15 protein-coding genes are annotated in these 12,664 nt (G+C 59.5%); 4 read left to right on the top strand and 11 right to left on the bottom strand.

The features are described 5' to 3' along the window. Window positions 1–396 (top strand): DUF2231 domain-containing protein, encoded by a 396-nt coding sequence (locus tag TX82_RS04225; RefSeq protein ID WP_005007415.1) that lies wholly within the window; start codon window positions 1–3, stop codon window positions 394–396. Here the strand turns inward: TX82_RS04225 and TX82_RS04220 are convergent. Genes TX82_RS04220 through TX82_RS04190 form a run of 7 tightly spaced genes read right to left on the bottom strand, consistent with a single transcriptional unit; the run spans window position 378 to window position 5,438 of the window. Beyond that, complete coding sequence (locus TX82_RS04220; RefSeq protein ID WP_005007412.1) at window positions 378–812, bottom strand: DUF2231 domain-containing protein; 435 nt, start codon at window positions 810–812, stop codon at window positions 378–380. The genes TX82_RS04225 and TX82_RS04220 overlap by 19 nt on opposite strands. Beyond that, window positions 809–1,648 (bottom strand): TrmH family RNA methyltransferase, encoded by an 840-nt coding sequence (locus TX82_RS04215; RefSeq protein ID WP_005007411.1) that lies wholly within the window; start codon window positions 1,646–1,648, stop codon window positions 809–811. The genes TX82_RS04220 and TX82_RS04215 overlap by 4 nt, the downstream gene beginning before the upstream one ends. 41 nt (window positions 1,649–1,689) lie before the next feature. After that, window positions 1,690–2,139 carry a cyclic nucleotide-binding domain-containing protein gene (locus TX82_RS04210; RefSeq protein ID WP_005007408.1) on the bottom strand — a complete coding sequence of 150 codons (450 nt, stop codon included), beginning with the start codon at window positions 2,137–2,139 and terminating at the stop codon, window positions 1,690–1,692. Window positions 2,140–2,195: 56 nt separating this feature from the next. After that, window positions 2,196–3,251, bottom strand: a complete 1,056-nt coding sequence (locus TX82_RS04205) for a tRNA dihydrouridine synthase (RefSeq protein WP_005007406.1) — start codon at window positions 3,249–3,251, stop codon at window positions 2,196–2,198. Next, window positions 3,252–4,211, bottom strand: a complete 960-nt coding sequence (locus tag TX82_RS04200; RefSeq protein ID WP_005007404.1) for an RluA family pseudouridine synthase — start codon at window positions 4,209–4,211, stop codon at window positions 3,252–3,254. Window positions 4,212–4,221: 10 nt separating this feature from the next. Beyond that, entirely contained in the window at window positions 4,222–4,788 is a 567-nt protein-coding gene (locus TX82_RS04195; protein WP_005007401.1) for a YqgE/AlgH family protein, read from the bottom strand. Window positions 4,789–4,817: 29 nt separating this feature from the next. Continuing rightward, the gene (locus tag TX82_RS04190) at window positions 4,818–5,438 is read right to left on the bottom strand and encodes a leucine-rich repeat domain-containing protein (RefSeq protein WP_005007399.1); all 621 of its coding nucleotides are present in this window, start codon (window positions 5,436–5,438) and stop codon (window positions 4,818–4,820) included. A 195-nt stretch (window positions 5,439–5,633) separates the two neighbouring features. Between TX82_RS04190 and hisI the strand changes: the two genes are divergently transcribed. Genes hisI through TX82_RS04175 form a run of 3 tightly spaced genes read left to right on the top strand, consistent with a single transcriptional unit; the run spans window position 5,634 to window position 8,221 of the window. Then, window positions 5,634–6,005: a phosphoribosyl-AMP cyclohydrolase gene (gene hisI / locus TX82_RS04185; RefSeq protein WP_005007397.1), complete on the top strand. Its 372-nt coding sequence runs from the start codon at window positions 5,634–5,636 to the stop codon at window positions 6,003–6,005. 32 nt (window positions 6,006–6,037) lie between these two features. After that, window positions 6,038–6,916, top strand: coding sequence for an ATP phosphoribosyltransferase (gene hisG, locus TX82_RS04180; protein ID WP_005007394.1), 879 nt, complete (start codon window positions 6,038–6,040; stop codon window positions 6,914–6,916). 12 nt (window positions 6,917–6,928) lie between these two features. Further along, on the top strand, window positions 6,929–8,221 hold the full coding sequence (locus TX82_RS04175) for a hypothetical protein (RefSeq protein WP_005007393.1): 1,293 nt from the start codon (window positions 6,929–6,931) through the stop codon (window positions 8,219–8,221). 37 nt (window positions 8,222–8,258) lie between these two features. On the opposite strand, the gene TX82_RS04170 is transcribed toward TX82_RS04175, so the two are convergent. The 4 genes from TX82_RS04170 to TX82_RS04155 all read right to left on the bottom strand — a co-directional run bounded on the left by TX82_RS04170 (window position 8,259) and on the right by TX82_RS04155 (window position 12,664). Beyond that, window positions 8,259–9,071, bottom strand: a complete 813-nt coding sequence (locus TX82_RS04170) for a menaquinone biosynthesis protein (RefSeq protein ID WP_187291905.1) — start codon at window positions 9,069–9,071, stop codon at window positions 8,259–8,261. A 271-nt stretch (window positions 9,072–9,342) separates the two neighbouring features. Then, window positions 9,343–11,418 (bottom strand): sodium-translocating pyrophosphatase, encoded by a 2,076-nt coding sequence (locus TX82_RS04165; RefSeq protein ID WP_005007389.1) that lies wholly within the window; start codon window positions 11,416–11,418, stop codon window positions 9,343–9,345. Further along, window positions 11,415–11,984 carry an aminoacyl-tRNA hydrolase gene (gene pth / locus TX82_RS04160; protein WP_005007382.1) on the bottom strand — a complete coding sequence of 190 codons (570 nt, stop codon included), beginning with the start codon at window positions 11,982–11,984 and terminating at the stop codon, window positions 11,415–11,417. Before pth ends, TX82_RS04165 begins: the two co-directional genes overlap by 4 nt. A 23-nt stretch (window positions 11,985–12,007) precedes the next feature. Continuing rightward, window positions 12,008–12,664, bottom strand: coding sequence for a 50S ribosomal protein L25 (locus TX82_RS04155; RefSeq protein WP_005007379.1), 657 nt, complete (start codon window positions 12,662–12,664; stop codon window positions 12,008–12,010).

The raw sequence follows: 12,664 nt of genomic DNA, 5'->3' as shown, positions 1-12,664 counted from the left end.
ATGCTGAGCACACCTTCACTCCATCCGTTTCTGTCTCATTTTCCGGTAGCGCTGGCTATGGCCGGACTGCTCATGATGGGGTTCGCCAAACGGCGCAATGACACCCAGATGGTGCAGGCTGCCGCGTTCAATTTCAGCGCCGCCCTGCTGATGGGGGTGATGGCGATCTTCTCCGGCCTGTTCGCCGTAGACCTCGGCCAGTGGCCGGTGGTGGAGGTGGAAGGGCACCAGGGCTATTCCTTCGCCTTCGTCATTGTCACCATCATCTGCACCATTTACTCCTACACCAACGCCCTGTCGCGCAACGCGTTCTTCTTTTACATCGCCAACGTGCTGTTGATGGCCGCTACCGCCTACAGCGGCTACCTGCTGGTGTTTCACTCCACCAGCGGCTGATCGCCCGAAGGCAGGCCGAACCGGTGCACCAGTTCGCCGCCGTAGTACCCCGTCACCAGCGTGGTGCACAATCCCACCGCCAATAACAACAGATACAACCAGTCCGCCCAGGCTCTGGAACGGAAACGGTAGCAGACCATGCCCAGGGTGTACACGGTCACTGTGCTGAAGGCAAACAGAACGTGCGAGCCCAAAAACGAACGGAATTTGTCCTGCACTTCCAGGTCGAGCAGTCCCAGCAAACCCACCGCCACTGCGACAAGCAGCGCCCAGAACCCGAACTGCACGTTGAAGCGTCCGGCACGTTCCGCCACCGGCTCCTTCTGCAGGCGGCCGTATAACTCCAGAACGCTCCCGCTGGTGAGCAGGGCCACCGGGAAATGCACGATCAACGGATGTACCAGCGCGAAGTTCATGATGATGAAGTATTGGGAGGAGCGTGCAGACGGCGGAACAGCTCGCCCAGCACCACCCCTGCCGCGACCGACACGTTGAGAGATTGAATCGTATTTTCCCCGGGTATGCGCACCACCCGGTCGCAACGCCCGCGCACGCGTTTCGACAACCCTTCGCGCTCGCCGCCCAGCACCAGCATACAGGGAAACGGTATGTCGGCCTCGTAGAGGGATTCCTTGGCCTCCGGGTCGGTGCCCAGCACGAACACGCCTTTTCCTTTGATATCCCGCAGGCCGGAGGCGAGATCGGCGCAGTCGTACACCGGCACCACCTCCAATGCACCTTCCGCCGTGCGCGCGGTGGAGGAAGCCACCGCCACTTGTCGTTGTTCCTTGTCCAGCAGAACCCCGCGCACGCCGAAGTAGCCGCACGAACGAAGCACCGCACCGACGTTGTGGGTGTTGGCCACGCCGTCGAAAGCGACCCCGATCCAGTCGGCGGGCACCGGCTTCTCCAGCAGTTTGTAGAGGGAGAGTGCATGAAGCGGACGCGTGACCATCACCACTCCCTCGTGATGCACCCCTCCCGCCGCTCGGTTCAGGGAGTCGTCATCCAGTTCGCGGTAAGGCAGTTTGCGTTTGGCGCACCACTGCTTGACCCGGTACAACGCTTTCGAGCGGTCCTTGTGGTAGTAAAGACGGAGCAGGTCCTCCGGCCGTTCCTCGAACGCGCGCATACAGGCGTTCCAGCCACACAGCGTCCATTCGCGTTCCTTGACGGGAGTGTGTTTTTTTTTCGGCGGCGGTTTGCGGCGCGGGTTTTGATCGCGCGGAGTGGAGGGGTTGCGGGCGGTCACGGATGGAACCTCACAAAAGGGAAATGGACGCCGCCTGCCGGTCAGCGCATGCGGGTGAGCTTGACCAGCCGCTGGTTCATGTCGTCCAGCCGGCGGATCAACACTTCAATAACCTGGTTTTTGATTTTCAGATGCAGCGCCGGGCTGATTTTTTTTAACAGGATGTCATCGACCTTGAACACGATGCCTTCTTCATCCGCCACCACGTTGCTGTAACGTTTGCGGCGGGATTTGAGGCTGACTTCGCCGAACAGGTCGCCGGGGTTCAGATGCGCGAGGAAAATGTCTTCCGGCTTGATGACGCTGAACGTGCCTTTGACAATAACGAAAAACCCGTAATCCGTCTCACCGACGCGCACCACGCATTCGCCGGGCTTCACGAATTTCCAGTGGTCCTTGAACGAATACAGGTGCGTCCGCTCTTCCGAATCCATGAACTGGAAAAAATTGTTCGCCTCCACCCAGTGCTGAAGCGTTGCCTGATCCATCATCACCCCTCCCCCATGATAACCTGCGACTCAATGACCGAGACCCGGCAGGTTCATTTTTAACCATGACCCCCCATCATGAAAGCCTCCGCCTCGTCGAACTTCGGCCTGGGCAGGTGCGCCACCTTGCGAAAAAAGGCCTCGCCTTCGGTCAACACCTGGCGCACCGTGGGCAGTGAAAACATCATACCGCGAAAAGCCGCCGCGCCGGGATAGCCGTACGCCATCCACACTGCCAGCTTTCGCAGGTACAACAGGGTGCGCCGCATGTCGTACACCGGCTCCAGCATTTCATGAAACCGGTGCAGCAGCTCCGTCGGCGTGGGGGACAACGTGTCTCCCAGTTCGCCGGTGCATTCCTTGAAAATCCACGGATCACGCAGGGCGCCACGACCGATCATCACCGCATCGACGCCGCTTTCCTCAAGCAGTTGCCGGGCGCGGTCGGCACTGCGGATGTCGCCGTTGCCGATGATGGGGATATCGGTGTTGCGTTTGACGTCGGCGATCAACTCCCAGTCGGCCTGCCCGCTGTAGCCCTGCTGGCGCGTGCGGCCGTGGATGGCCACCCACTGGCACCCCGCCTGCTTCGCCGCATCGACGCATTCGTGGATGGTGAGTTCTTCATGACTCCACCCGGTGCGCATTTTCACAGTGAGCGGGAGGTCGATGTTTGCGCGGATGTGCTGGAGAAAAACATACAGCTTTTCCGGATCGCGCATGAGCGCCGACCCGCACCCTTTCTTCACCACCTTCTTCACCGGGCAACCGAGGTTGATGTCGATGAAATGCGCGCCCTGTTCCTGCACCTGCGGCGCGACGCGGACGTAATCGTCGGCATCCTCGCCGAACAGTTGAATACCGACCAGTGTGCCGGGATTTTCATGGACGCGGATCATCTTCGCCGTGCGTTCCGAGCTGTACACCAGTCCCTTCGCCGACACCAGCTCCGAGATGATCACACCCGCGCCCATCTCGTCGATCAGGTGGCGGTAGCAGAGGTCGGTGATGCCGGACATCGGCGCCATCCAGTACGGATTGCGCATGCGCTGGATCAACGGATACGCGGTCTCTGTAGCAGCTAACGTCGTCGGTTTTTGTATCGGTACGTTCATTTATACTTTCGTTTCCCCCGCCAGCACACTGTGCTCAATCAACGGAGAGAAATGCTCCGGCCACGGTGCTGTGAGTTCCATCGCCCCACCCGGTCCGTGAAACACCAGCCGGTACGCATGCAGGCCGTATTCGTACGAACCCTCAATCTTTTCGCCGTACACCTCGTCATTCAGAATCGGCAGGCCCATACTCGCCAGATGCACGCGGATCTGGTTGGTGCGTCCGGTGTGCGGCACGGCGCGGATGAGCGACACGCCCTCCTTCACCGCCAGGCATTCGAACACCGTGACCGCGGATTTGGGATTCCGGATGTCCGGTCCCACGCCGCGCGCCGAGCCCACCACCTTGCCCACCGGCAAGTCCACCACGAAACGCGGCGACTGCGGCTCGCCCGCCACCAGCGCCAGGTACTCCTTGTGCACGCGGTTGCGGGTGAACTCCTGAGACAGGTTATACGCCGCCTCACGCGTTTTGGCAAACAGCACGAGCCCGGTGGTGGTGGCGTCCAGCCTCTGCACCGGACGCGGCACTTCGTCCGGATACCGTTGGCGCAACAACTCCGTCATGCTGTTCAGGAAATAACGGCCGCTGGGATGTACCGGAAGCGGTGCGCCCTTGTTGAACGCACGCAAATGGTCGTCTTCATAAACCACTTCCAGCTTGCGGTCGGCGGGCGGTTCCGTGCGCACGCCCATGTTGGTGACGATGTAGTCGTGTTCCTTGAGCCGCGTTCCCAGGGCCACCGGCAGGCCGTTGACCGTGATGCGGCCTGTCACGATGCGCCGCTCCCACTCCTCCCGTTCGAAGTAGGGAAAGCGGTCGCAGAAATAGGCTTCGACGGTGTAGCCGATGTAGCGGCCCGGAAGGTGGCAGGCGTAGATCTGCTCCTGTGGCGGCGGCGTGTGCAGGCGGTTCATCGGGTTTCGAGTTTTGGAAGCGGAAGGAGTCAGGGAGGGCATGGGCGATCCCTCAGTTCATGCGCGGGTCCACCGGCGCTCTCAGCAGGTATTCGTATTCCTTGCCAAGCGACTTCACCACCCGGCCCCATATGTTGCTTTCGGGGTCGCCGAAAATATGGTCATTTTTCGCATCGCAGGTCAGCCAGCTGCGGTGTTCCATCTCCCCGGCCAGCTGGCCGCTTCCCCAGCCGGAGTAACCGATGTAAAAGCGCAGGTTCTCCGCCGGGTTTTCCAGTTGCCTGTACACCTTCTCCAGCGGTTCCCAGCTCATGCCGAGGTGGATGTTGTCGCAGATGGGGTCGAGCCCCTCCAGCGGCAGTTCCGAGCGCACCAGGTAAAACACCTGCGACTGCGCCACCGGCCCCCCGACGAACACCTCGTTGTCGTAACCGGTCAGAAACTCCGCTTTCTGGAACAGTTCGGAAGCCATGAGCCCCGCCTTGCGGTTGACCACCAGGCCGAACGAACCCTCTTCATTGTGATCGCACAACAGGACCACGGTGCGGGAGAAATTGGGGTCGCCCAGGACCGGGTTGGCGATCAGGAAGGTGCCTTTGCCGTAAGCGTCTTCGGACATGAACTCACCTGAACTGGAATGACGTTCGGTTACAGATTTACGGACTGGCACTTGCGGAACAACGGCCCATTGCGCGCGGCCTCGCGCCCTTCGATGGTGGTGAAGTTGTTGTCCATGGCAATGGACACCAGGTTCGGCAGTTTGGTGGAATTGGCCAGTGCGATCAGGCCCACATCGCCGATCTCGTTCTGCGCCAGGTCCAGTTCCTCCAGCCGCTCCAGTTCGTTCTCCTCCGCCAGTACTTTTGCGCCTTCGTCGCGCAGGTAGTTGCGGTACAGGTTGAGCGTCCTCAATTTCTGAAACACCTTCGATTTGACGATGGCGCGGATGCCGTTGGCGCCGAGCTCGTTGCCGCCGAATTCGACCCAGTTGACCTTGGAAAACGCCTCGCACTCAGAAACAAAATGCGCCCCCGCATCGCCGATCTTGTTGCCGCCCAGGTTGAGGCGCTTGATCTTGACGATGCGCGGGTCCTCGGCGATCACCTTGATGCCGTTGACGCCGACGCAACAGCCGAAAAGGTTGAGTTCCCGGCCGTCCTCGCTCAACTTGTCGCTCACCACCTTGTGCATGGCGTCGATCAGTTTCTGGCCGGTGTAGTTGCACGGTTCCGCCGTGTCGTAAATGCGGTATCCACTTAGTGAAGGCATGTTCCCTCGACCTGAAAATTCATCATTTCAAACTATAAACCTTGATTTAAGACCCCAATGCCTATACATTGGACGGAAACGATCCCGAATCCACAAAGCCTTTAAAATTGTCGGTTTAGTACCCCGACAGGCTATTATAATGTTGACAGAAAATCAATATTATTTACAATTCGCTGTTTTACCGGGAGTCCCTCAATGAAGCTTGATTTTGACAAGATGGGCGGTCTTGTGCCCGCCATCATTCAGGATGCCAAATCCGGCAAAGTGCTGATGCTCGCCTACATGAACCAGATCGCCTGGGAGAAAACGCTGGAAACCGGCAACGCCTGGTTCTACAGCCGCTCCCGCGACAAACAGTGGATGAAGGGTGAAGAAAGCGGCAACGTGCAGAAGGTGAAGGAAGTGTTCATCGACTGCGACGACGACACCGTTCTTTTGAAAGTGGAACAGGTCGGCGAGGCCGCCTGCCACAAGGGCTACCAGAGCTGTTTCTTCCGCAAGCTCAACGGCGAGCTGACCACCGTCGAGGAAAAAGTCTTCGACCCCGACAAAGTTTACAAAAAGTAAGAATCGCAACCTTTTCAACCACAGGAAAGTGAATGAGTGGAAACGTATTGAAACTGGGAATCCCCAAGGGCAGTCTGCAGGACGCCACCGCCGCCCTCTTTGAAAAAGCCGGGTGGAAAATCAAATTCAGCAGCCGTTCCTATTACCCCACCATCGATGACGATGAAATCGAATGCCTGCTGATCCGAGCGCAGGAAATCGCCCGCTACGTTGCCGACGGCGTGCTGGACGCGGGCCTGACGGGCAAGGACTGGGTGCAGGAAAACCGCGTCGAGGTGGAAGAAATCGCCGACCTCGTGTATTCGAAAACGTCGGATCGGCCGGTGCGCTGGGTCATCGCCGTGCCCAACGATTCCCCCATCAACAACGTCAAGGACCTGCAGGGCAAACGCATCGCCACCGAAGCGGTCAACATGACCATCGATTACCTGAAGCAGCACGGCGTCACCGCCTCGGTCGAGTTTTCCTGGGGCGCGACGGAAGTCAAGCCGCCGAAACTCGCCGACGCCATTGTCGAGATCACCGAGACCGGCAGTTCGCTCCGCGCCAACAACCTGCGCATCATCGACACCATCATGGAGTCGAACACCAAGTTCATCATGAACAAAGACTCCTTCAAGGACGAATGGAAGCGCACCAAGGTGGAGCGCATCGTGCTGATGCTGAAAGGCGCGATGGCCGCCAACCGCAAGGTCGGCATCATGATGAACGTGCCGCGCAAATCGATGGAGGCGGTCATGAAAATCCTGCCTCCCAATACCAAGCCGACCATCTCCAGCCTGACAGACGACGCCTGGGCCGACCTGATGGTCATCCTGGAAGAAAAACTGGTGCGCGAGATCGTGCCGGATCTCAAAAAGGCGGGGGCGGAAGACATCGTCGAGTTCCCGCTCAACAAAATCATCCACTGAACCGGAAATCCATTGGCCAGGGACGAAGAACGACAGGAAGCGGATTCCGAATCCACGGAATCCCGGTCCCAACCGCCGGAGGTGCCTGAAGGCCAGGCGGACTCTCCGTCCGTGGACCCTGCGGACCCAAGCGCAGAGCAAAACACGGGCGAGTCCGATTCCCTCGATTCTGAAAAACCCGAAAGCGAAGACCCTTCCACCGACCCCGGTGAATCTCCTGTCGGAGAATCCGTCGAGGCGGAAGCCAAAGACACTCCTTCGGGAGAAGAAACCAAACCCGCAACAAACGACACCCCTCCCCAAAAAGTCAAAACCAAAGGCACGGGCAAGATCTGGTTTGTGCTCCTGCTGATCCTCGTTGCGGGCGGGTATTTCGGATGGAAAGGATTCCTCATGCTTCGCGGCCACCAGGGATCGCTCGCCTCCCTCAACCAGCAGTCCAACCAACTGGGACAAGACATCCAGAAACTGCGGGAGCTGGTGAATCAACTTCCCCAGAAAAACGCGGCGCAACTGGAGCAGTTGATCGCCCGGTTTGAGGAAACCCAGGCGCGCATCGAAGATACGCAATCGCGGATTGACGAGAACAACCAAGCCCAGCGCGCGGCATTGGAAGCGTTGCAAAGGGAAGTCGATCAACTGAAAGAAGGCGTGCAGATTGGCACCATTCAACTGCAATCGACGGAAGAAGTGCCCGGAGCGGAAGGGGAACTGGGACCCGTCTCCGGTGAGGTGGTGGAAGAACCGGAGGAAGCGCCGCAGGAAGAAATGCCCACCGGGGAAACCGAAGAAACTGTTACGGAAGATTCCGCAGGCACTGAGGAAACCCCGGTAGAGCAAATCGGCGAAGCGGCCCCTGAAGAATCCGCAGAAGAAACACCGGAAGAAATGGAAGGTGAAGCCGGCCCGATGGAAGCGGAAGGGCCGGAAGAATCCGCTGAAGAAGCTCCCGTTGAAGAAAGCACGGAAGAGGTCGCCGGACAAGTAGAGGTGATGGAGCAGAGCGTCGCCGAAGAAACCGCAGGAGAAACAACAGAAGAACAGATGACGGAAGAGGCCGTCATGCAGGAACCGGAACCGCAACCCGAACCGACGCCCTCCGTCGAGACGGCCGAAGCGCCGCCGCAACCGGAAGTCTCCCAGCAACCCGAATCGACGCAGCCGCCGGAAACCCCGCGCGGTCCGAAGCGCAGTGAAGAAGCGCAGGGTTATATCGACTTCGTGGAAGACTCCGCCGCCAAAGCATGGGGGTGGGTCCAGGAAGGTTCGAAAAAATTGTGGGACTCCATCAAAGAAAAGTTCTGATCCACCAGATAGCCGCTCCCCGCATGGATCATCCCGCCTAAAGCGAAGCCCACTCCAATTCAGGACGCACGTTCAGGATATTTTTCTGGAAACACAAATCGCGGAACAAGGTGAGGCCCGCCACCTCCTCCTCACCCAGCGTGTATAGGATCTTGTTCTCCAAGTAATCCCTTACCACGCTTTCTTCGAGTCCTGTCTTCTCCACCTGATCACCCACGATCGCATCCATCGCGGCACGGCCTTGCGCCGGGGCATCGGCAATGACCTCGAGCCCTTCCGGTGTGAGTTTCACTTCTCGCCGCACCGCCACCACCGCATGGACGAATGCACATCCAGTCTGCTCCCACCAGCGCTGGCTGAGGTCGATCACCGTCCATCCTTCGTTGTTGGCCCGGGCGGAGAAGCCCTGGTCGCCGATCACCAAAGCTGCGTCGCAGGTGCGCATCATGTGCGCCAGGTCCGGGTGTGTGCGCGAGTACTGCACCTCCGGCGGAAACACATCCTCAAACAGAATTCGAAGCAGGGTTGCCGACGTGCGCGACCGTTCATCGAGCGCCACCGTGCGCACCGATTCGACCCCCCCGCGCATGACAAGAAGCACCGTGTCCACCGCACCGCGTGAGGCGATGCAGGCGCCGGGGACGAGGCGGTATCGGTCGGTGTGGCTGAGGTACTCGATCGACGGAATCATGGCGAGATCGAGTTCTCCGGCATGCAGGCGGTCCGCCAGGCGGGCGGGCACGTCTTTGACGATTTCGAATCCCGCTTCCCGTGCGGTTTTTTCCAAGGGCACGAGGAGCGGTTGCGCGTTCAGGAAATCGTGGAACCCGAATTTCAAAGGTGAAGGCATGACTCTGTGAGACAGAAAGGCAAGGGCAATCCAAGCCGGGTCAAGGAAACAACGGCGGAATGTTCCCCCCAATCCCAAATACAACCCGTTTTCTTCGGACGCAGCCCGCCGGGTAGCACCCGGAGGCAACAGGGAAAATTTCTTTGTGAGCTCGACGGCCATCGCCGGGACTGCCGGGCACAAGCCTTTTGCTTCCGGACGCAGTCCGGCGCAGAAAAAAACCGGGATGGGCGAACCCATCCCGGTTTGAAGTCAATCAAAGGATACCGCCTCAGATGAACAGCGGCGCGAGCACCAGCGAGACGATGGACATCAGCTTGATGAGGATGTTCATCGCCGGGCCCGAGGTGTCTTTCAGCGGGTCACCGACGGTGTCGCCGACCACAGTGGCCTTGTGTGCATCGGAACCCTTGCCGCCGAGGTTGCCGCTTTCGACGTACTTTTTGGCGTTGTCCCAGGCGCCGCCGCTGTTGGCCATGAACAGGGCCAGCATGACGCCGGTCAGGGTGGCGCCGACCAGCATGCCGCCCAACGCCTCGGCACCGAGCATGGTACCGATCAGGATGGGCATGACAATGGCGACCACACCGGGAGCGACCATTTCCTTCAATGCCGCCTTGGTGCTGATGTCGATGCAACGGGCGTTGTCCGGCTTGCCCGTGCCTTCCATCAGGCCGGCGATTTCACGGAACTGGCGGCGGATTTCCTCGACCATGGTGAACGCGCCGCGACCGACGGAGGTCATGGTCATGGCCGCGACCATGAACGGAATGCCGCCGCCAATGAGCACGCCGATGACCACGGTGCTGTCGGTGATATTGATGGTTTGCAGTCCAGCGGCCTGCGTGTAGGCCGTGAACAGGGCCAGCGCCGTCAAAGCCGCCGAACCGATGGCGAAGCCTTTGCCGATGGCCGCAGTGGTGTTGCCCAGGGCATCGAGGCCGTCGGTGATCTTGCGGGTTTCTTCACCCAGTCCGGCCATCTCCGAAATACCGCCGGCGTTGTCCGCAACCGGACCGTACGCGTCCACCGACATGGTGATGCCCACCGTGGCCAGCATGCCGACCGCGGCGAGGGCCACGCCGTACAAGCCCGCCGCGCTGGCGGAAACAAAGATGGCGAGAGCGATGGTCAAAATAGGGGCGACACAGCTTTCCATGCCGATGGCGAGGCCGGTGATCATGACGGTGGCGACGCCGGTCGAACTGGATTCCGCGATCTTCACCACCGGTTTGCCCGCCGTATAGTATTCGGTGATCAACCCGATCGCCACACCCGCCAGACAGCCGAACGCCAGGGCGACAAACACGCCCGTCGGCAGACCCATCACCTTGATGACGATGAGTGCAACGAGCAGCATCGCGCCGGCACTGACAAAGGTGGAGTAGCGTAAAACGTCCGCCGGGTCGAGGTTGGTCATGGCGCGGATGGAACGGATGCCGATGATGGAAGCGATCAACCCAACCATCGCAATGATGACCGGAAGCGCCATGTACTCGAACTTCATGACCGTCATGCTGGTGGCGATGGCGATGGTGGCGATCATGGAGCTGACGTAGGATTCGAAGATGTCAGAGCCGAGGCCCGCCACGTCGCCCACGTTGTCGCCCACGTTGTCGGCGATGACGCCGGGGTTGCGGGGATCGTCTTCGGGAATGCCCGCTTCCACCTTACCGACGAGGTCGGAACCGACGTCGGCGATCTTGGTGTAAATGCCGCCGCCGACGCGGGCGAACAGGGCGATGGAACTCGCACCCATGGCAAAACCGCTGATGACGCTGGCCGCATCGCCGCGTGCGAACAGGGCAAACAGGCCGCCCACGCCAAGGAGACCCAGGCTGGCCACACACAGACCCATGACGGCGCCGCCGTTGAATGCGACGTCCAACGCCTTGGCCTGGCCGGAATCGTTGGCCGCCGCCGCCGTGCGCACGTTAGCGGTGGTGGCGGCATTCATGCCGAAGTAGCCTGCAGCCATGGAACATGCCGCGCCGATGAGATAGGCAATGGCCGTGCCGATGCCGATCCAGAATCCCTTCTGGGAGCCGATGACGAAGGTCAGGAGAATGAACACCGCGCCCACAAAATACGCGAGGATTTTGTATTCGCGGCCCAGGAATACCATCGCCCCCTCGTGAATCGACTCGGCGATTTCGACCATTTTGTCATTGCCTTCCGGCTGGTCGTCCACATACTCGTAGGTGCGAAGCGCAACCCACAGGCCGAAGATGCCGAACACAAATCCGAGATAAGCAAAATTGTACGACGCATCAAACGCCGCGAACACGATATAGAGCAGAAGGGACAGGCCGACAAAGATAACCTCCCCTTTATATTCCTGAATCATTCCGTATTTTCCTCCGTCGTTTGATTGGCTTGCGTTTCGATTTCCGTGAGAATCGCTTCCACTCTTTCCACCGCTTCTTCAATCATGTGGTTGAGCGGCTCCATTTCCCCCTCAGAAAACGGAGAGAGGACGTAATCCACGATTTGATGTTTGTTCTCGGGGCGTCCGATGCCCACCCGGATGCGGGCGAAACGATCGGTGCCCAACCGTTCCATGCAGGACAGAACGCCTTTTTGCCCGGCATCGCCGCCCTGAAACTTGCGCTTGATCTTGCCCAGCACAAGGTCGATGTCGTCATGAACAACGACCATGCGGTGCGGGGGGATGTTCCATGCATCGAGGAGCGCCTGTGCGGCACGGCCGCTTTCGTTCATGTAGGTCATGGGTTTGGCGATGACCACCGGGTGCCCCCCGATCTTTCCCTGTCCATACAGGGAACGGTGCTTGTGCTGGTTGAGTGGAATGCGGTGCTTTTCCGCCAGGTTGTCCACCACCATGAACCCCACGTTGTGCCGCGTCAGTTCGTATTGCGGCCCGGGGTTGCCCAACCCAAGAATCAGATACACAACGTCTCAAGAATGTGACGAAGTCACGAGTCGGATTTACCGCCTTCACCCTCATCGGCGGCCTTTTCACCTGCTTCGGCCTGTTCACCCTCCAGGGCTTCCTCGCCTTCCGGAGCCTCGACCTCTTCCTTGACCTCGTGGATGGAGACCACCGCTTCTTCCGGGTCGTCAATCACCTCGATGCCCGCAGGCAGGGTGAGGTCGGATACATGCACGACCTGGTCCATTCCCACTTTGGTCATGTCCACCTTGATGTCGTGCGGGATGTCGCCCGGCAGACAGCGGATGTGCAACTCGTCCAGCGACTTCTCAACGATGCCGCCCAGTTTTTCCGCAGGCGATTTGCCGTCGAGCAGGATCGGAACGACGGTTTTGATTTTTTCCGTCATGTCCACTTCGTAGAAGTCCACATGTTCCCAGCCCTCGCGGATGGGGTGGCTCTGGTGGTCCTTCACGATCACCGTGCGCTTCGGCACGGAGTCGGACTCCACGGACAGGTTGATGAGGGTGTTGATGCCGTATGCTTCGATCAGCTTGCGCAGGTCCTTGTGGTTGACGGTGATCGAGACCGGGTCCTGCTGACCGTAAATGACGCCGGGCAGAAGTCCTTCCGTACGCAAACGACGGTTTGCGGCACTGCCGCGTTGTTCCCTGATGGTGCCTTTCAGATCTTTTGACAT

Source organism: Nitrospina gracilis 3/211 (assembly GCF_000341545.2).
Lineage (GTDB): Bacteria > Nitrospinota > Nitrospinia > Nitrospinales > Nitrospinaceae > Nitrospina > Nitrospina gracilis.
This window is presented reverse-complemented; position numbering and strand designations above follow the sequence as displayed.